Raw genomic sequence first — 19,870 nt, forward strand, 5'->3', positions numbered from 1 at the left:
AGCTTATTTACTCCATGGTGGTACCACATTATTACTTCTTGCATAAGCAATAAGTTGACCCTTGTGTTCTCCGTTATGCTCCATGATAGCTAATAATCCGCCTAGTTTATTAGACTTCATAAAACCGAAATCAACCTCGTCGTTTAAAGTTCCATCTTCTACTTTAATGATATTTTCAAGAACGAATTCGTTCGATTTTTTAAGTGCAGCAATGATGTTTTCTTTTCCGGTGATTTTACCAAGATTCATAACATCGACATCTTCTGGTGGTGCGAATCCTAATTTAGAAGCCAAAAAATAATTACCACCCGCAACATGTAGCAAAGCTTCGCCTACGGAACTGATGCCTTCTGCTGGTCTCCAATCATATTTATCTTCAGGGAAAGCTTCGGCTAGTTGTATCACTTGAGATTGATTTCTAGCTAAAACCGCTTTAATCGTGGTTTGTGTTAGTTCTTCTTGTGCATAAGAAAAGCAGCCTGCAAATAAGACTGCTGCGAGTAATAACTTTTTCATAATTAGTGTGTTAAGGTTGTTAAAAGTAATTTGTAATACTTGTAATTTAAGCTAAAAGTAGCGTTATGTCAAAAAAAAGGCTGAATTTACATTCAGCCTTTAAAGTTGCTTTTTCTTATCCTAAAAACGGATACCTGTAATCTACAGGGGTAACAAAAGTCTCTTTGATCAATCTTGGAGAAACCCAACGTAAAAGGTTTTGAGCTGATCCAGCCTTATCGTTTGTTCCAGATGCTCTTGCGCCACCAAATGGTTGTTGGCCAACAACGGCACCTGTAGGTTTGTCATTAATATAGAAGTTACCTGCACAGTTTTGTAATGCTTTTGTAGCTTCGTCAATAGCATATCTGTCTTGTGAAAGTACAGCGCCAGTAAGTGCGTACTCAGAAGTACCATCAATTAATTGTAATGTTTCGCTCCAATCTTTGTCATCATAAACATAAATTGTAACTACAGGACCGAATAATTCAGTTTCCATAGTAGTGTATTTAGGATCTGTTGTTAAGATAACCGTTGGTTCAATGAAGTACCCTTTAGATTTGTCAAAAGAACCACCTGCATATATTTCGGCATTTTCATCTTCTTTAGCCTGCGTAATGTACTTCGCCAATTTGTCAAAAGAACCTTCGTGAATAACAGCGGTAATAAAGTTGCTCATATCTTCAGGCGAACCTGGTTTGTTGAAAGATGCAATATCGGCCTTAACAAATTCTAGAATCTCTTTAGAAGTAGATTTTGGTAAATATACTCTTGAGGCAGCACTACATTTTTGACCTTGAAATTCAAATGCACCTCTAGAAATAGCCGTTGCTACTTGTTTAGTATTAGCGGTAGGGTGTGCAAGAATAAAATCTTTACCACCAGTTTCACCAACTATTTTCGGGTATGTTTTGTAGGTGTGTATGTTGTTTCCTATCTGTTTCCAAAGTTCTTTGAAGACATGTGTCGAACCCGTAAAGTGTAGTCCGGAAAAGTCAGGGCTGCTTAGTACAGTATCGGTAATCATAACCGGGTCGCCGTACACTACGTTTATAACTCCGTCAGGTAAACCTGCTTCTTTGAAAATATCGACAATAACCTTCGCAGAGAAAATTTGAGAATCACTAGGTTTCCATACCACAACGTTACCCATCATAGCTGCACTTGCAGGAAGGTTACCGGCTATGGCCGTAAAGTTAAATGGGGTAATAGCGTAAACAAATCCTTCTAATGGACGATATTCCACTCTGTTCCAAATACCTTCGGCAGAGTCTGGTTGCTCGGCATAAATTTGAGACATGTATTCTACGTTAAAACGTAAAAAGTCAATTAACTCGCATGCGGCATCTATTTCTGCTTGGTGAATGTTTTTAGATTGTGCGATCATAGTGGCCGCGTTGATTTTTGCACGGTAAGGTCCGGCAATCAGCTCGGCTGCTTTTAAGAAAATTGCAGCACGCTGTTCCCAAGTTAAATTTGCCCATGCATCTCTTGACGCTAAGCAATTATCAATGGCAGACTGTACATTTTCTTTATTTGCGGTGTGGTAAGTACCAACAATGTGCTTGTGATCATGTGGTGGGGACATTGGCTTGGTGTTGCCAGTGCGTACCTCTTCAGAACCAATGTACATAGGTACATCTATCTTGTCGTTGAAATATGCTTTGTATTGTTCCAAAACTGCTTCTCTTTCAGGAGATCCAGGAGCATAGCCTTTAATTGGTTCATTAAATGCTGCAGGAACTTGAAAAAATCCTTTACCCATTGTCTAAATTTTTATATTAAAAAGTTGACCAAAGGTACTAAAAGGGTATTGGACTAAAAACTATTGGAGGTGTATTTGGCTTTAGTTTAAAGCAAAAGGTGCGCTAAATTTGAAAGTTGGAATATAGACCCTGAATTTTTCAGTACTATCCATGGTAACCATATTGTAATGACCTTTCATTGCGCCAATAGGCGAAGTAAGTAAACAACCAGAATTGTAAGTGTGAGATTCCCCTGGCTGAATTACTGGTTTCTTACCAATAACACCTTCACCGTCTAAAGTTTCCATGTCATTTAGTGAGTCGTATGTTTTCCAATGACGAGAGGTTAATTGTACGGCGTCTTTACTTTGGTTCTCAATTGTAATTGTATACCCGAAAGCATAATGCATTTTGTAGTTTTTGAAGAACGTGCCTTCAAAAGTAGTTTGAACCGAAATTTTTATGCCTTTAGTAACCTGTGTTATCATCATATTTAATATGTAAATACGCTTTGTGCTATTAATATGGTTATTGCTAATACCCCTAAGATAAAAAATATAGTGTTTAGGAAAAAATACTTTATAACCGTTTTAACTCTTCCTTGTTGATAGAAATTGCGCATTGCTTTGTAAAGGTAAATGGCGAATATTAAAATAAAGAATCCTTCGCTTCTAAAACTGAACAATGCGTTGAGCAAATTACTAACAATGAGCAAGATAAATAATAAAGACTGATTGTGAAAGCTAAAGATTAAATGATCGGTATAAGTGTGTTTTTTTCTGATATAGACCATCCAAATGAAAAATGAAAAAAACGGAAGAAAGAAAAATGTAGTGAACGGTAGTTTTGAGATTAGTGAGCTTATAAATGAACCGGGCCGTTTTTCAATGTCCAACAACTTGTTTGACAAGTTGAAAGCCATTTCGTTTTCTCGATTTTCGGGTATTTCAAATTTGGTTACTCCTTGGTTAAAATAATAAATAGTATCGTGTTTGACTATGGTGTTGAAGAAGTCGATTTTTTCTAAAAATCTATACGCTATATTCTCGTTATTGATTTCCTTAAAATAATTTGTGGGATTATTTAATATGATTGAATCTTTATTGCTGATTTTATTCTTGAAATACTTATTTATTTTAAGAGAATCTATTTGCTTCAATGCTAATTCTCTTTCTTCTTCGCTATCGAATTCTAGTTTGTCAAATTCTTTGTTCAGGTCAAATATTGGTTTTTGGTTGTTGTAACCGTATTTGTTGAACGAGTCAAATTCATTATTGAAACTAATGATCAAAAAATAAATAATAGCTAGGCTCAATAAAAAACGAAAAGGGTTGGTGTATGATAATCTTCTGCCAGAAATATATTCTTTAGTGATTTTACCGGGTTTTAATAAAAGTGCGGCCAAAGTACGCCACAACTTAGAATCATAAGATAGGTAGTTGGCTAGAAATTCTTCAAAAAAATCTAATAGTGTAAGTTTTTTTGTGCTATTGGCCTGTGAGCAATTTGGGCAAAATTTATCACTCAATTGCAGCGGGTGACCACAGTTTAGGCAGTCTACACCCCTGTATTTAAGTTCGAATCTTCCTTTGGGTTGAGTGGTTGGTTTGTTTTCCATAAATGATGAAAAACGTAAATATACAGCTAGTTGGTGATATTTCTAGAATTGGCAGACCCTATACCTATTATACTATCGTACATGTCTCCGAAATTACGGTAATATACGAGCACCAAATAGTTGTTTTCTGTAAAATGAAAGTTGCCGCTAACGTCGTTTAGTTTAACTCCGTCTTTACCTTTAACGGCATATTTGTAATTATAGAAACCCTGTTTCATTTTTAATGTTGCCTCTAACATACCGTTCTTTTCATTGTAGATCATTTTGTTTTCATCGGTAAGTGCGTAATTGTTGAATTTGCCAAAAATGTAGACATCGTCTAGGGCAATGAATTCGGTGTAGGGCAGGCTAAAATAAACATTGGTGTATTCAGCTTCTCTAGAGGCATTGTCGCCTTGTAAGGTTCTAACGACAAAATCACCATTTATATCAGGAAAATAGGTGTAAGCTTTATCGTTTCTGAAATCATCGGAAAATAAATAATGATTATATAGGTCGGTTAAATCTATACTTGAAATTTGTGAACTAGGAGCCCTTAGGTCGCTGGTGTCAAACAGCAAATACTCATTGCCACCATAAAAAGCGGTTTCTTGGTCGTATTTATAGACCAACTCGCTTCCAATGGTATATTGCGGCGGTATATTGGTTATTGTAGTTGGCCAATAATGATTTTGCAGAATGGCGACTTTAACCTCTTTTTTAGGGTTGATCAATCTTAAAGAGTTTGAGTTGATGCTGAATTGTACCACTTGTTTTTCATTGATAAAATTAAAATCTCGTGAGCGCTTTACTTCAGTGGCTACCGATACAATATCTTTATAAACGACAAACCTTCTTGAAAACTGTAGTTCGTTGTAGCTGTTGTAAATTTCTATTAAATAATTACCGCTCACTTTAAGTCTAACATTGTCGTTGGGTATGGTCAGCTGGTAATTGGAATAGGACTGCAAAGTGCTATAACTATTCTCGTAGTTGGTGATGCGCTGGTTATCAACACCGTCTAAGTACTGTGATTTCAATAGGGAAGAAGGGGTCCAATCATAATCGCAATGTATTACCTTATAATAGTAGTCCTGTTCGTTGCCTAAAATATCATCGAACTCAAGGTAGATTGGTTCTCCTATTTTAATTACGGGAAATTGATCTTCCGTAGGTCCTTTGAAAACTACGGATTTTATGTTTTCTGGCGGATTTATCTCTGTCTGAACTTGAGCAACCAAATTCTGTAAAAATAACAGACAAATAAAATGTTTGAAGAAAATGCGCATTATACCCTTTTTTTTACAGTAAAGGTAAACAAAAAGGATGCCTAAAAAATATAGCTCGTTCTATTGTCTAAATTATCGGACAATAATTATGAAAACGAACTTTTTGTACTTAAATTTGCTCAAATTTTGATAACCTAAAGGTCTAAACGCACATGTCAAAAGACATTCGAATTAAGAAAGGGCTCGACATTAAATTGGTGGGCACCGCAGAACAGACTACTTCAAAAGCTGTCTTGAGTAATGTTTATGCAATACAGTTAAGTGATTTTCACGGAATTACTCCAAAAATGATGGTTAAACAAGGTGCCGAGGTAAAAGCGGGAGAACCTTTGTTTTACAACAAAAACATAGAAGATATGCTTTTTGTTTCTCCTGTAAGCGGTGAGCTTATAGAGATTGAAAGAGGAGATAGAAGACGTATTTTGACCTTAAAGATATTGGCAGATAAAACGCAAGAAGCGTTTTCAGGTACAGCGTTAGATGTTGAAAAAGCATCTAAGGAGCAACTGAAAGAAGTTTTGTTGAAAAGTGGTTGTTGGCCATTTATTAAACAAAGACCTTATGATGTAGTCGCTAATCCTGATACTACCCCTAAATCAATTTTTATTTCCGGTTATTCAAGCGGACCTTTACAGGCAGATTTGGATTATGTATTGCAAGGAAAGGAAAAAGAATTGCAAACGGCAATAATTGCTTTGGGTAAATTAACGCCTGGTAAAGTACATGTATCTGTAGGTTCTAGCAAATCGCCATTGTCCACAATGAACGGTATTGAGCTACATAATGTTTCTGGACCACACCCTTCAGGTTTGGTTGGAACACAGATCAATAAATTAGACCCTATTAATAAAGGGGAGTTGGTATGGACTGTTACACCTCAAGATTTAATTATAATAGGTGAATATTTATTGACAGGTACATTCAATGCAGAGCGTACTATAGCTCTTGCAGGTTCTTCGGTAAAGGCGCCTAAATATTATACAACTAAAATAGGGGCAGAGATTTCTACGTTCTTGTATGCTAGTGGTGTAAATGAAGAAAATTTTAGAGTTATAAACGGTGATGTGCTTACAGGTTCTAAAAGTAAGCCAGACGGTTATTTAGGCTACTATAATAATACGGTAACTGTTATACCAGAAGGAGACGATTATGAGTTGTTTGGATGGAATAAACCCGTTTTCAATAAAATTTCGGCAACCAGGGCATTGACTTTCTCTTGGATGCAGCCAAATAAGAAATATGATTTAGATACCAATACCAACGGTGAGCATAGGGCTTTCGTGGTAACGGGGCAATATGAAAAAGTTTTTCCGATGGATATTTTTCCAATGCAGCTTTTAAAAGCTTGTATGGTTAAAGATTTGGATGAAATGGAGCAATTAGGTTTGTATGAAGTAGCTCCAGAAGATTTTTCGTTAACTGAGTTTATATGTATTTCTAAACAACCACACCAAAAGATTATTCGTGAGGGGTTAGATTTATTGCAACAAGAAATAGGATAAGAAATGAGTTTAAAAAGCAAATTACACGAACTTAAACTGAAGTATCAGGGCAAGAAAATGGCTCCTGCCTTTAATGCCTTTCATACTTTTTTGTTTTCGCCAGATGAAACTACCCATGCTGGCGGTACGCATGTAAAGGCGGCAGATGATTTAAAGCGTACAATGAATACGGTAATCATGGCGCTAATACCAGTGTTGATATTTTCTATGTTCAATGCAGGTTACCAGCACTATTCTGCAATTAATGGTTTTCCGGCAGATTTTTCTTTAATGAACGACTTCCTGACTTGGGATAACTTTTGGATCGGTATTATTAAGGTATTGCCGTTGGTTGTTGTTTCTTACGCAGTTGGTCTTATCGTTGAATTTATTTTTGCGGTAATTAAAGGACACGAAGTTGAGGAAGGTTATTTGGTTACCGGTATGTTGGTGCCATTAATAGTTCCTGTGGATACTCCGCTTTGGATGCTGTCTGTTGCTGTGGTATTCGGTGTGGTAATAGGTAAAGAAGTATTTGGAGGTACGGGAATGAATATTCTTAATCCGGCATTAACAATTAGAGCGTTCTTATTTTTTGCTTATCCAACTTGGATGAGTGGTGATAAGGTTTGGGTTTACGGAGCACGTGAACGTTCAGAAGAAATTTTAGCTGGTGCGAACGTCGATGCGATATCCGGTGAAACTATTTTAGGATATCTAGCTCAGAATAAAGGAGCTGAAATGACCTATTCCGTTTCAGATATGTTTTTCGGTTTTATACCAGGTTCAGTAGGCGAAACTTCGGCATTTCTAATTCTATTAGGTGGTTTGTTTTTGATATTCACAAAAATTGCTAGCTGGAGAATAATGCTAAGTGCTGTTATAGGTTCATTGGTAATGGGCTTAATATTCAACCAAGTTGTTGATTTTGGTTGGGTTGGCGAATCAAGTAAATTTTATGGTTTAATGAGTTTCGATTTCTGGAAACATTTAATTGTAGGTGGTTTGGCATTTGGTATCGTTTATATGGCAACCGATCCTGTAACTGGTTCGCAAACAAATAAAGGGAAATGGTATTATGGTTTCTTTATAGGGTTCATCTCTGTGATGATTCGTGTATTCAACCCAGCGTACCCAGAAGGTGTTTTCTTGGCTATCCTTTTAATGAACGTATTTGCACCAACAATAGATCATTATGTTGTTAGGGGTAATATTAAGAGAAGAATGAACAGATTAAAAAATGCAACTATCTATCCAAAAGATTCAGATGGTAAGGCAGAAGAACTTAAAGCTGAAACAGTTTAATTATGGCACTAAAGACAGATAGTAACGTTTATACAGTAGTTTTTGCTGCTGTTATGGTTGTGGTAGTTGGGTCAATACTTGCGTTTTTGGCTTCATTTTTAAGTCCTAACATCAAAGAAAACGAACGTTTTGAAAAGCAACAGAACATTCTTTATGCAATGGGTGTCAATGAAAATGGAGATGATGCCGGTAGTGTAAACTTTATACCAACAGACGTAGTTGAAAATGAATTTGCCAGTTATATCAAAGAGCAATTGGTTATACAGGGTGATAAAATTACCGAAGATAACGAAGCTTATTTAATTGATTTAAAAAAGCAATTAGCTGCCATGAAAAAGGGTGAAGATTATAAATTACCTGTATTTATTGGAGAAAAAGATGGTGAGAAGTTCTATATCGTTCCTATGTACGGTAAAGGTCTTTGGGATGCTATTTGGGGTTTTATCGCCTTAGATGATACTATGACTGTTCAAGGTGTTTATTTTGATCACAAAGGGGAAACTCCAGGTTTAGGTGCTAACATTAAAATGCGTTATTTCATGGACGATTTTAAAGGTGAGACTATTCTTGATGGTACCAAATATGCAGGTATCTCTGTTGCTAAGGGTAACAATGATCCATTGAACAAAACAAAAGATGATAATGAAGTAGATGCCTTGGCCGGTGCTACCATTACCGGTAACGGTGTTTCTGCTATGATCAGCGAAACTGTCAAATTATACAAACCTTATTTAGAAACAATTAGAGTAAAGTAATATGGCACTACTATCAAAAAAAGATACAAATCTTATTACAGATCCATTAGCGGATAACAACCCTATTACCATTCAGGTATTAGGTATTTGTTCAGCATTGGCAATTACAGCAGAATTGAAGGCATCATTAGTAATGGCAATTTCTGTAATGTTCGTATTAGGTGCGGGTAATGTTGTAATCTCTTTAATGAGAAATATTATTCCTTCCAAAATTAGAATTATTGTACAACTTATTGTTGTTGCGACCCTGGTGATTATTGTGGATCAGGTACTAAAAGCTTTTGCTTATGAATTAAGTAAAACCTTAGCGGTATTCGTTGGTCTTATTATTACGAACTGTATTATTATGGGACGTTTTGAAGCGTTTGCATTGGCAAACGGACCATGGCGTTCATTTTTAGACGGTATTGGTAACTCTTTAGGTTACGGTGTAATCTTAATAATTGTCGGTTTCTTTAGAGAATTATTGGGTTCGGGTACCTTATTTGGTATTCCGGTATTAGGTGATCCAATTGAAAAAACAGGTTTGTATGCTACAGGTTATGAGAATAATGGATTTATGATTATTCCACCAGCGGCATTGATCGTTGTTGGTATCATTATCTGGGTACAACGTTCAAGAAACCCTGCGCTTGTAGAAGAAAATTAAACGACATTTAAGTAGAAATTATGTTAGAACATGTAGAATTATTTTTTAAGTCCATCTTTATCGATAACATGGTGTTTGCCGTGTTCTTAGGGATGTGTTCTTATTTAGCGGTATCCAAAAAAGTAGCTACTGCAGTTGGTTTAGGTGCAGCGGTTATATTCGTATTGGCGGTAACTGTACCAATGAACTGGTTATTGGATAAGTATTTATTACAAGACGGAGCATTAGTTTGGTTGGGTCCTGAATATGCGGATTACAACCTTAGCTTTCTGTCCTTTATCCTATTCATTGCTACCATTGCAACAATGGTACAGCTGGTAGAAATTGTGGTAGAGAAATTCTCACCTTCTTTATATAACTCATTGGGTATTTTCTTACCATTGATTGCGGTAAACTGTGCAATTCTTGGTGGTTCTTTATTCATGCAGGCAAGAGAAATTGAAACCTTCGGATTGGCATTTAATTATGGAGTTAGTTCTGGTATTGGTTGGTTCTTGGCAATTTTAGCAATTGCGGCTATCCGTGAAAAAATTAGATATAGTAATGTACCTGCTCCTTTAAGAGGTTTAGGTATTACGTTTATTATTACTGGTTTAATGGGTATCGGCTTTCAAAGTTTTGGTGGTATGTTAACCGGCGGAGGAGAAGAAACTGAAGAAGCTAACGAACAAGTAAATCAGGCGATTCAGCCAGAAATAGTAACTCCTGTAGAAGAAGTAGTAGTAGATAAGAACGAAGAAATTGACGAAAAGGTGATTTCTTATAACGACGTAAACAAATAAATATGATTTTAGCTGCAAGTACTGGCGGAACAATACTAATAACTGTTGTCGCATTTCTAATACTGTTGATGGTGTTAGTGGCATTGCTTCTGTTTACCAAACAAAAACTTTCTCCATCTGGTCCTGTGACCATTACGATAAATGGAGAAAAGAAAATTGAAGTTGCATCTGGTGGATCTTTGTTGTCTACCTTAGGTAACCAAAAAGTGTTTTTACCATCTGCCTGTGGTGGTGGTGGAACATGTATTCAATGTGAATGTCATGTGCTTACTGGTGGAGGTGAAGCTTTGCCTACGGAAACACCACATTTCTCTAAAAAAGAATTGAACCATGGTGCTCGATTAGCCTGTCAAGTAAAGGTGAAGCAAGACATGGAGATTACCATCCCTGAAGAGGTGTTTGGTATTAAGAAATGGCCTGCAAAAGTTGTTCGTAATTATAACGTAGCATCTTTCATTAAAGAGTTTGTAGTTGAGATTCCTGAGGATATGGGCTACAAAGCTGGTGGTTATATTCAAATTGAAATTCCTGAGTGCGAGGTTAAATATTCTGATATTGATATTACAGCACACCCAGAGGAACATGAAACTCCAGATAAATTCCAAGCTGAGTGGGATAAATTCAACCTTTGGCCTTTGGTAATGAAGAATCCAGAAACGGTTGAAAGAGCATATTCAATGGCTTCTTTCCCTGCAGAAGGTAGAGAGATTATGTTGAATGTTCGTATAGCTACTCCGCCATGGGATCGTGCTAAAAATGGTTGGATGGATGTAAACCCTGGTGTGGCATCATCTTATATTTTTAACCTAAAGCCTGGTGATGATTGTACTATTTCTGGGCCTTATGGTGAGTTCTTTATCAATGAGTCAGACTCAGAGATGTTATACGTAGGTGGTGGTGCAGGTATGGCGCCAATGCGTTCTCACTTATATCACCTATTCAAAACATTAAAAACGGATCGTAAGGTAACGTATTGGTATGGTGGTCGTTCTAAAAGAGAATTATTCTATTTAGATCACTTTTATAAATTAGAGGAAGAATTTCCTAATTTCAAATTCTACTTGGCACTTTCAGAGCCTCAAGAAGAAGATAACTGGAAAGTAAAAGAGAATATTGATGCTCCTGGTGATGGTTTTGTTGGTTTCATTCACAATTGTGTAATTGATAATTACTTAAGTCATCATGAATCTCCAGAAGATATTGAACTTTATTTCTGTGGACCTCCATTAATGAACAAAGCTGTTCAGAAGATGGGTGAAGATTTCGGTATTCCAGACGAGCATATACGTTTTGATGACTTTGGAGGATAATCTTTTAAGTCTTTAAACGAATAGTATAAAAACCGATATGTAATGTATCGGTTTTTTTATAAAAAAGATATTTAAATGCATGTACTAACAGAACAAGAACTTCATAATTTAGCCATGAATATTGTTGGAAAACAATTGGAAGAAGAAGGTTTTGAATTTTTAGCGGTAAACAGTGAATTGCGTAAGAATCCACAATTTGTGTGTACTAAAGATAAAAAGATGCGCTTTGTTGTGGTAAAGGCTATTGAATACCCCGGCGACCCAAAAGATATGGACTTCTTTATGTCTGACCTTAAAAAAATGAAGGATCATGCCATTAAATTTGAAGCTACCACATTTTATGCAGGGGTAGGTTTGGTCAATGCTACAGATCATAATTTGCCAGTTTACTTGAACGAAGAATATATAGTGGACTATGATGGTCTGGTTGAGATATGAAAACATACATTTTAGCTATTTTGGTAACTGTAGGATCTTTACAGTCATGTAAACAGGATAACACAGATTATATACGCAATCAGAATACTGGAGGGGCATTAGGCACTTCTTATAGTATTATTTCTATTACACCTGAAGAGATGGATTTACAACAAGAGATTGACTCTGTATTTGCTGTAGTAAATCAATCTTTGTCAACCTATATTCCCGAGTCCGATATTTCTAGAATTAATAGCGGAGATACTACTGTTGTTGTCGATAAAATGTTTCAGGAGGTTTTGGATTTTTCTAAATCTATACATCAAGAAACTAGCGGTTTCTTTGATCCTACAGTAGGTACGTTAGTCAACGCCTGGGGTTTTGGGCCTGAACGCCAAATCTCTATGGACAGTTTAAAAATTGATAGCTTGTTGAACTTTGTTGGGTTGGATAAAGTTACATTAGATGATAATCATCGTATAGTAAAAGCCAATCCTAATATCTACTTAGATTTTAACGCTATTGCAAAAGGATATGCTATAGATAGGTTAGCGACTATGTTAGATGCTAAGAGTATTGAGAATTATCTTATAGAAGTAGGTGGTGAATTGGTTGCAAAAGGCAAAAACACGATTAAAGATAAGTTTTGGACAGTTGGCATTGATGATCCTGAAATGGAAGGGAGTAGAGCTACTAAAATACTAATACATTTAAACGATAAAGCATTAGCTTCTTCAGGTAATTACCGAAAGTATAGGGTAGATGAAGAAACCGGTAAAAAGTTTGTGCATACCGTAAATCCAATAACAGGGTACACACAAATTTCAAACACGCTTGCGGTAACCGTATTGGCTGATAATTGTGCTACTGCCGATGCTTATGCAACTGCATTTATGGCGATGAATCTAGATGAAGCGTTTAAACTTATTAATGAAAATGAAAAGTTAGAAGCTTATATCATTTATATAGATGAGAATGGTATTACAAAAGAGTATTCAACAGAAGGTTTTAAATCGGTAGTAGTTAAATAGCTATTTTTTTACAAGGGGAATAATTTCTCCCGGGGCTAAACGATATCTATCTATTTTTTCTTGGCTCATAATTTTGGTATAATCTATTTCTTCTACCTTAAAACCAATATCTCTTAGTTTATCAAAGTAATCTCTACCATAAATACGAACATGGTCATATTGCCCAAATATTTTAGCACGTTCAACTTTATCGGTGATAGAATCATCTTCAAATGTCGCTTCTCTGTTTAAATCTTGCGGAATTTGAAAAATACCCCAACCACCAGGTTTAAGAATTCTATATAATTCAGACATTGCTTTCGTGTCATCTGGTATATGCTCTAATACATGGTTACATAGAATAACATCAAATGTATTATCATCAAATGGTAGGTTGCAAATATCTGCCTTGACGTCTGCCAATGGTGAATTTAGGTCTGTGGTAACGTAATTAAGATTCTTTAGTTTTCTAAATCTTTTATAGAAAGCTTGCTCTGGTGCAAAATGCAATACATGCAGGGGAGCTATAAAAAAATCGGTCTCCTCTTTCAAGAATAACCACAGCAAGCGATGACGTTCTAAAGATAGGGTGGAAGGAGAAAGTACATTTTCTCTCGGACTTTCATATCCATAAGGTAAAAAGCTACGAAAAGTATTTCCGTCAATAGGGTCTTCGTAAGTGTTACCTCGGTAATATGCTTTAAAAAAAGGCTTTACCAAATAGCTAAGTGAAATTAATACAGGCCTTGGAACAAGGTTAAGAAAAAATTTAAAAATTTTCTTCATCTGTATTTCCTAACTTTTCATGGTAGAAGAAGTAAACTCATCTTCCTCATCACTAACAATACCTAAAGCGTCATAAATGTATTTGAAGGTAGAAAGTAACTCTGGTTTTCCGTTTACAATAGCAACATCATGTTCAAAGTGAGCGCTAGGTTTACCATCTGCCGTTAGAATGGTCCAACCATCTTTAAGTTGTTTAATATTCTTTGTTCCCATGTTTGTCATAGGTTCAATGGCAACGGTCATTCCCTCAACAAATTTCTTTCCTCTGCCACGTCTTCCGTAATTTGGCATTTCTGGACCTTCGTGCATTTTTCTACCAAGACCGTGGCCTACTAATTCTCGTACCACACCATAACCGTGATCTTCAGTGAATTTTTGTATAGCATACCCAACATCGCCAACGCGGTTACCTACTTTAAATTCTCGTATACCAACATACAACGATTTTTTGGTGACCTCAAGTAGTTTTTCAATTTCAAGACTAACTTCCCCAACCTTAAAAGTATACGCATGATCCCCGTAGAATTCATTTTTCAACGCTCCGCAATCAATAGAAATAATATCCCCTTCAACCAAAGGGTTGTTATTTGGAATACCATGTACAACCTGAGCATTCGGACTCATACATAGAGAATTAGGAAAATCGTATAGACCTAAGAAACCTGGCACTGCACCATGGTCTCGAATAAAAGTTTCAGCCAAAGCGTCTAGCTGTAGTGTGGTAACTCCTGGTTTAACCTCAGAGGCAATCATTCCTAAAGTTTTAGAAACGATTAATGCGCTTTCACGCATTAATTCAATTTCTTCGGCTGTTTTTAATTTTATCATAAAATGTTATCCTTTCTTGTGTGTCTAAATTTATACCAACGAGTTTTGGGTCATAAATTCAGACTTTTCTACACCTATCAATTTCAAAATTGTAGGTGCTATATCACCTAAAACACCATCTTTGATTTGGTGAATGTCTTTATCCACTAAAATTAATGGAACAGGGTTGGTCGTGTGCGCCGTATTAGGGGTGCCGTCTTTGTTTACCATTGTTTCGCAATTACCATGATCTGCAATAACGATAACAGAGTAATCTTTATCTATAGCTGCTGTAATGACATCTTTAGCACATTCATCTACCGTTTCGCAAGCTTTTATTGCAGCCTCCATAACACCTGTATGACCAACCATATCTGGGTTTGCGAAGTTTAAGCAAACAAAATCCACTTCTCCTTTTTGAATTTCAGGAATAATTTTATCCCTAATTTCATAAGCACTCATTTCTGGCTGAAGGTCATAAGTAGCAACTTTTGGCGATGGGCATAAAATACGCGATTCGCCTTCAAAAGGAACTTCTCTACCACCATTGAAAAAGAAAGTAACATGAGGGTACTTCTCTGTTTCGGCAATACGTATTTGTTTTTTGCCAGCATTGGCTAAAACCTCTCCTAATGTCTCAACAATATTATCTTTATTGTAAACAACGTGAACATTATTGTAAGATTCGTCATAGTTTGTTAACGTAACATAATGCAAGTTCAATTTGTGCATGTTTTGTTCATGCATATCAACCTGACTTAATACTTGCGTCAATTCTCTACCACGATCCGTTCTAAAATTAAAGAAAATAACAACATCATCTTCTTTTACAGAGGCTACAGGTGTGCCATCTGTATTGGTCATTACTATAGGTTTTATAAACTCATCTGTGATATCGGCATCATAATTCTTTTGAATAGTCTTACCAATGTCGGTAGATTTTTCACCTTCCGCATTTACGATAACATCATAAGCTTCTTTAACGCGCTCCCATCTTTTGTCGCGATCCATTGCGTAGTATCTACCAATAACCGTGGCTAGTTTTGTGTTTTTATCAGCACCAAAGTGTACAATATCCTCTAAAAAACCTTTTCCACTTTTTGGGTCAACATCCCTACCGTCGGTAAATGCATGTAGGTACATGTTCTCAACTCCAGATTCTTTGCCCGCAGCAATCAACCCTTTAATGTGATTGGTATGGCTATGAACACCACCATCACTTAAAAGACCTAAGAAATGAACGTCTTTATTGTTGTTTTTAGCATATTCAAAAGCGCTCTTTAAAACAGGTTCAGAACTTAACGTATTCTCTTTTACCGCCTTATTGATTTTAGCCAAATCTTGATACACGATTCTACCCGCACCTAAATTCATATGACCAACTTCGCTGTTGCCCATTTGTCCTTCAGGTAGCCCAACATTCATACCATCTGTTAGAAGGTTGGAATTAGCGTATTTGGTATATAGACTATCTATGAAAGGAGTATTGGCTTTATCTACGGCAGATACAGATGGATCAGGAGATTTACCCCAGCCATCTAATATCATTAAGATTACTTTTTTGTTCATCTTCTTTAGGTTTTAAGAGTACAAAAATACTATGATTTGCCAAGTTAAGCTATTAGATTGTCTACCTTTTTTGTTTTCGCGGCATAACGCAACAATTTTTCATTTTCAATGAAGATTTGTTTGTTAAAGTTTAGTTATAACATTGTTAAAGGATGAAACAATTTGTGCTGATCGGCGTCTTTTAGGTGTACACTATTGTACTCATCAATTAAAATCAATCATCATGAAAAAAGTAATTCTAACATTATCTATGGTAGCTCTTACCATGGGCACAACTGTAATGGCTGCAGAAAAAACAAGAAACGCTTCAAGTTCTACGACAGAGCTTGTGAAAAAGGCAGAAATAAGTTCATTTTGTAAAGCGGTTATCAATGGCGATTTAGAAACCGTAAGTCGTTTAATTGATTTGGGGGAAGATGTAAATCAGAAATCTCTAGGTATGACACCTGCCATGTTCGCTGCTCGTTATAATAAGGTAGCGGTATTGGAAATGCTCATTAATAATGGGGCGGATTTAAAAATACAGAGCCGTCAAGGTCATACCGCCAAACGTTACGCCGAACTATCTAACGCAAAAGAGGCATTGGAGGTAATTAAGGCTGCAACAGGAAGCTAGCTTTATATTTTTAAAATAACTAAAGGGCTCAATGAAATTTCATTGAGCCCTTTTTAATACTACGAGATTCTACTTCAAATAGTGTTCAGGTAAAAGAGTAAAACGCGTTAAAAATCAAATCCATTTGCTGCTCTGACAACAAAGGCATACAGTGCCGAAAATATCATTAGGGCACAAAATACAGAGTAGACTTTTAAAAATGTAACCAATACTACTGGTCTACAGTTCTCAAACGCCTGCACGTACAAGTTCTTGAAATGTGTAATTGTTCCCATTATAGTGTTCTTCTATGATTAAATCATAGCTATAAAGGCAATTCAATATGGCAAAATAAGCTTGGGACTTGCCAAATGTAAACAAATTTAATTGCGGGGAATAGTTGACTAGACTAACTGTATAAAAAATCCGATTAACCTTGGTTTTTATATTTGTCTATGGCTTCTTTGATTTTTGCAATTCTATTTTCGGGATCAGGGTGTGTACTTTGAAATTCAGGAGTACGGTTTGGACCGGCAGCTGTTTTTAAAATTTCCATCACCTTTATCATTTCATAGGGGTCGTAACCAGATTGAATCATGAATAAAACTCCCAGTTCATCACTTTCCAATTCATCACCTCTACCATTTTTTAAAAGTGTATTCTGACCGATGCTACCTAAGATACTACCCATATCTCCGGCACCAACGGTTGCCCCCATTGTTGCAGTCTGCCAAGTTTGGCTATCGGCAATTCTCTCTGCGGAATGTCTACCTATTACATGACCTATTTCATGACCAAGAACTCCTGCTAGTTGAGCTTCGTTTAATTGTGAAAATAACGCATAGGTAATAAAACATTGCCCGCCGGGTAATGCAAAAGCATTAATGGTTTGATCATCTGCCAATAAATGAAAATCATATTGGTAGGGAGTTTCTCTTGCTATACTGTTTTGTACTAATTTGTTGCCTACAGATTCTACAAAAGCCTGTAAACGTTGGTCAGGGTAGAGCCCGCCATGTTGCTGTGCCATTTCTGGAGCACTTTGCAGACCAATAGCAATTTCTTGGTCAGCAGACATGGTGATATGTTGGGAGCGACCGGTATAAGGGTTCTCTTCGGTATTACTACATTTTTGTATAAATGCAAAGGCAACAATGGCCAAACCGATAAATATTCTAATTTTCCAACTTCCTCTTCTCATGGTAACGTGTTAAAGTACAGGTTCTAATGTACGAAATGCTTATAATAAGTTTCTATTGATGTCCAATATATTATTTTGAATATACGTTTTTAAAAAGTTCATGGTAAAATGCTCTGCCCCATAATAATCTTCTCTAATTATAATTGAAGCAACGTTTTTACTTCTAAATTGTTCTAGCATTGGTACTGATAGTGGTGCGTAGCTGTAATGCCAAGGTTCATATTTAAAACCTCTTCTTTTTGATTCGTCTGTGTAAACTAGAAAAAAGCCGTATGTTTCAGAATTTTCATCCATCCACTTTTTAAAATCTGCGTAGGGACCGTCACCTTCATATTTATGGGGCACCAATACGTCACCTTCCACTTTTCTATAGCCGTCTACAACATCAATGTCAGTACCCCAGTGATGTCTGCTGGTACCCGGTATAGTTGAGTATTCAATGATTTTGTCAATTGCATCTATAGGTTTCATGCCATCATCGTCTGTATATTTTAAATACTTGCGTTCAAATATAGCAGCCTGTCTGTCATAGCTTCTAAAACTTGAAACTATTTTTAGGTCAATACCATCTTTATATGCGGCCTTCTTCATTTCAAGAAAAGCATCGTGAGCTTCTTTTCTAAGATTGATGTCCTTACCGTACAACTTAATATCTTCTTTGCCCATAAGTTCTAATATACCATACTCGGTTTCTTCTTGTATAAAGAAACTAGGGGCTAGGGCAAGGGCTAAAGCTGCCGAACTACTTCTATTGATAAATGTTCTTCTCTGCATAATTATATATTGTGTTATTCAATGCAAAAGATTTGCCAAACTAAACAAAAGATAAAAACTTTTGAAAGTAGTAAATCATATTATAATAAAGTAAAAGTAATGAATATTGATCGTATTGGAATTTATGATCAATTTTCTTCTAAAGTAGTAAGATGTAAAAATCCCTGATGTTTAAAATCAATATCGTTCAATTTAATGATATAGTAGTAAATGCCAGAAGGTAAACCAACGTTTTTGGAGACTACTGCATCAACGTTGGAAATACCATTGAATTCGTTAGTATAATTTTGTTTTGAGAATACCAGTCTACCATACCTATTATAAATTTCCAATACATTATCTTGAAAACCTTCAATACCCTCTATAACAAGATAATCGTTAATGCCATCGCCATTTGGAGTCATGTAGTAATTATCTAAAATAATGCCGTCTAAAATAGCTAAATCATTCGTTTTACCTCCAATGGTAATTATAGCATAATCGCTAGGTGTAAATTCTTTAGAAGTTATTGCGCCTTTATCCAGATCGCCTTCTACATTGTTGTTCCCTAAATCTACCCATTGCATATCTTCAATGCTCCATCCTACCACTTTTAAGTCAGAAATAAACTCTCCGTAAAGGTTGGCATTGCTATCATCGTCCCAGGTCAATGTTACTTTAGAGGGTACAGTACCTTCTAAATGCCAAAACTCAAATTCACTGACCGCTAAAATTTCATTTGCTGTAATACCGGTATTAAAACTGGTACCAAAAACACTTGGTGTATTCGGGTCTTCAAAGAAATAAGCAGATTTAGTATAATCGTTAGTGCTTATAGATGAAATGGTCAACGGGCGTAGTTTGTCAAATTGACCTATGGGAAAAGTAAATTCAGATTTTTTGCTCATGGCGGCATAACCATCAACTTTTGTATTATCTGATTCACCAGTATAAAACGAATCGTTTAAGAAATTTATGTTTACTTCTGATGTAGTTCTGTTAGTAACGATATCACCGGTAATAAAGTTGGCATTATTTTGAACATGAACGGTGTTGTCTATGTATAGATCATTGTCTACCGCAACTTCAAAATCATAGAACATGGGGTTGGATCCACCCGATATGGTCAAAGCCTTGTCAAAAGAATAAAAACCTACCAGCCCTTTATTTTGATTAAATGCGCCATTATTGATAACATCCATATGAAAACCAACAAGTCCGGCATCATGAATTTGAATATTACCATAATTATGCACTGCATCTTGTGCTACAATGGTATTTTGTAGTAGTAAGAAGCCAAGTATGATTTTGAGTAATTTCATGA

Annotated in this window: 21 protein-coding genes; 9 read left to right on the forward strand and 12 right to left on the reverse strand. The window is 36.1% G+C overall.

Features of this window, described 5'->3' with window-relative positions:
* Positions 1 to 3: 3 nt before the first annotated feature.
* The 5 genes from SJY30_RS00145 to SJY30_RS00165 all read right to left on the reverse strand — a co-directional run bounded on the left by SJY30_RS00145 (position 4) and on the right by SJY30_RS00165 (position 5,126).
* Positions 4 to 516: a DinB family protein gene (locus tag SJY30_RS00145; protein ID WP_396633628.1), complete on the reverse strand. Its 513-nt coding sequence runs from the start codon at positions 514 to 516 to the stop codon at positions 4 to 6.
* A gap of 115 nt (positions 517 to 631) precedes the next feature.
* Positions 632 to 2,260 (reverse strand): L-glutamate gamma-semialdehyde dehydrogenase, encoded by a 1,629-nt coding sequence (gene pruA, locus SJY30_RS00150; protein WP_396633629.1) that lies wholly within the window; start codon positions 2,258 to 2,260, stop codon positions 632 to 634.
* An 81-nt stretch (positions 2,261 to 2,341) separates the two neighbouring features.
* Positions 2,342 to 2,728 carry a Co2+/Mg2+ efflux protein ApaG gene (apaG, locus tag SJY30_RS00155; protein WP_396635291.1) on the reverse strand — a complete coding sequence of 129 codons (387 nt, stop codon included), beginning with the start codon at positions 2,726 to 2,728 and terminating at the stop codon, positions 2,342 to 2,344.
* A 5-nt stretch (positions 2,729 to 2,733) separates the two neighbouring features.
* On the reverse strand, positions 2,734 to 3,858 hold the full coding sequence (locus tag SJY30_RS00160; protein WP_396633630.1) for a DUF3667 domain-containing protein: 1,125 nt from the start codon (positions 3,856 to 3,858) through the stop codon (positions 2,734 to 2,736).
* Between the two features lie 26 nt (positions 3,859 to 3,884).
* Positions 3,885 to 5,126: a DUF5103 domain-containing protein gene (locus tag SJY30_RS00165; RefSeq protein ID WP_396633631.1), complete on the reverse strand. Its 1,242-nt coding sequence runs from the start codon at positions 5,124 to 5,126 to the stop codon at positions 3,885 to 3,887.
* 152 nt (positions 5,127 to 5,278) lie between these two features.
* Between SJY30_RS00165 and SJY30_RS00170 the strand changes: the two genes are divergently transcribed.
* From SJY30_RS00170 to SJY30_RS00205, 8 genes are all read left to right on the forward strand, one after another.
* Complete coding sequence (locus SJY30_RS00170) at positions 5,279 to 6,628, forward strand: Na(+)-translocating NADH-quinone reductase subunit A (protein WP_396633632.1); 1,350 nt, start codon at positions 5,279 to 5,281, stop codon at positions 6,626 to 6,628.
* A gap of 3 nt (positions 6,629 to 6,631) precedes the next feature.
* Positions 6,632 to 7,912 carry an NADH:ubiquinone reductase (Na(+)-transporting) subunit B gene (locus tag SJY30_RS00175; RefSeq protein WP_396633633.1) on the forward strand — a complete coding sequence of 427 codons (1,281 nt, stop codon included), beginning with the start codon at positions 6,632 to 6,634 and terminating at the stop codon, positions 7,910 to 7,912.
* A 2-nt stretch (positions 7,913 to 7,914) separates the two neighbouring features.
* Complete coding sequence (locus SJY30_RS00180) at positions 7,915 to 8,667, forward strand: Na(+)-translocating NADH-quinone reductase subunit C (RefSeq protein ID WP_396633634.1); 753 nt, start codon at positions 7,915 to 7,917, stop codon at positions 8,665 to 8,667.
* Between the two features lies 1 nt (position 8,668).
* Positions 8,669 to 9,316 (forward strand): NADH:ubiquinone reductase (Na(+)-transporting) subunit D, encoded by a 648-nt coding sequence (locus tag SJY30_RS00185; RefSeq protein WP_036156129.1) that lies wholly within the window; start codon positions 8,669 to 8,671, stop codon positions 9,314 to 9,316.
* Between the two features lie 20 nt (positions 9,317 to 9,336).
* Entirely contained in the window at positions 9,337 to 10,098 is a 762-nt protein-coding gene (gene nqrE / locus SJY30_RS00190; RefSeq protein WP_396633635.1) for an NADH:ubiquinone reductase (Na(+)-transporting) subunit E, read from the forward strand.
* A gap of 2 nt (positions 10,099 to 10,100) precedes the next feature.
* Positions 10,101 to 11,408, forward strand: a complete 1,308-nt coding sequence (gene nqrF, locus SJY30_RS00195; RefSeq protein WP_396633636.1) for an NADH:ubiquinone reductase (Na(+)-transporting) subunit F — start codon at positions 10,101 to 10,103, stop codon at positions 11,406 to 11,408.
* Between the two features lie 75 nt (positions 11,409 to 11,483).
* On the forward strand, positions 11,484 to 11,846 hold the full coding sequence (locus SJY30_RS00200) for a Na(+)-translocating NADH-quinone reductase subunit F (protein WP_396633637.1): 363 nt from the start codon (positions 11,484 to 11,486) through the stop codon (positions 11,844 to 11,846).
* The gene (locus SJY30_RS00205) at positions 11,843 to 12,856 is read left to right on the forward strand and encodes an FAD:protein FMN transferase (protein ID WP_396633638.1); all 1,014 of its coding nucleotides are present in this window, start codon (positions 11,843 to 11,845) and stop codon (positions 12,854 to 12,856) included. Before SJY30_RS00200 ends, SJY30_RS00205 begins: the two co-directional genes overlap by 4 nt.
* On the opposite strand, the gene SJY30_RS00210 is transcribed toward SJY30_RS00205, so the two are convergent.
* The 3 genes from SJY30_RS00210 to gpmI are packed head-to-tail and all read right to left on the reverse strand — an operon-like array spanning position 12,857 to position 15,997.
* A complete protein-coding gene (locus SJY30_RS00210; RefSeq protein ID WP_396633639.1) occupies positions 12,857 to 13,621 on the reverse strand; it encodes a class I SAM-dependent methyltransferase in 765 nt (254 codons plus the stop codon).
* A 9-nt stretch (positions 13,622 to 13,630) separates the two neighbouring features.
* Positions 13,631 to 14,449 carry a type I methionyl aminopeptidase gene (gene map / locus SJY30_RS00215; RefSeq protein WP_396633640.1) on the reverse strand — a complete coding sequence of 273 codons (819 nt, stop codon included), beginning with the start codon at positions 14,447 to 14,449 and terminating at the stop codon, positions 13,631 to 13,633.
* 30 nt (positions 14,450 to 14,479) lie between these two features.
* Positions 14,480 to 15,997, reverse strand: a complete 1,518-nt coding sequence (gene gpmI, locus SJY30_RS00220; RefSeq protein ID WP_396633641.1) for a 2,3-bisphosphoglycerate-independent phosphoglycerate mutase — start codon at positions 15,995 to 15,997, stop codon at positions 14,480 to 14,482.
* 223 nt (positions 15,998 to 16,220) lie between these two features.
* Here gpmI and SJY30_RS00225 point away from each other — a divergent pair, with 223 nt between their 5' ends.
* A complete protein-coding gene (locus SJY30_RS00225; protein WP_396633642.1) occupies positions 16,221 to 16,613 on the forward strand; it encodes an ankyrin repeat domain-containing protein in 393 nt (130 codons plus the stop codon).
* A 107-nt stretch (positions 16,614 to 16,720) separates the two neighbouring features.
* Here SJY30_RS00225 and SJY30_RS00230 read toward each other — a convergent pair whose 3' ends face one another.
* The 4 genes from SJY30_RS00230 to SJY30_RS00245 form a co-directional block, all read right to left on the reverse strand.
* The gene (locus tag SJY30_RS00230; RefSeq protein WP_396633643.1) at positions 16,721 to 16,888 is read right to left on the reverse strand and encodes a DUF6747 family protein; all 168 of its coding nucleotides are present in this window, start codon (positions 16,886 to 16,888) and stop codon (positions 16,721 to 16,723) included.
* Between the two features lie 134 nt (positions 16,889 to 17,022).
* A complete protein-coding gene (locus SJY30_RS00235) occupies positions 17,023 to 17,793 on the reverse strand; it encodes a M48 family metalloprotease (RefSeq protein WP_396633644.1) in 771 nt (256 codons plus the stop codon).
* 39 nt (positions 17,794 to 17,832) lie between these two features.
* The gene (locus SJY30_RS00240) at positions 17,833 to 18,567 is read right to left on the reverse strand and encodes a M15 family metallopeptidase (protein WP_396633645.1); all 735 of its coding nucleotides are present in this window, start codon (positions 18,565 to 18,567) and stop codon (positions 17,833 to 17,835) included.
* Positions 18,568 to 18,695: 128 nt separating this feature from the next.
* Positions 18,696 to 19,868, reverse strand: a complete 1,173-nt coding sequence (locus SJY30_RS00245) for a gliding motility-associated C-terminal domain-containing protein (RefSeq protein WP_396633646.1) — start codon at positions 19,866 to 19,868, stop codon at positions 18,696 to 18,698.
* Positions 19,869 to 19,870 lie beyond the last annotated feature (2 nt).

The sequence above is a fragment of the Maribacter sp. R86514 genome, from assembly GCF_044597005.1.
Lineage (GTDB): Bacteria > Bacteroidota > Bacteroidia > Flavobacteriales > Flavobacteriaceae > Maribacter.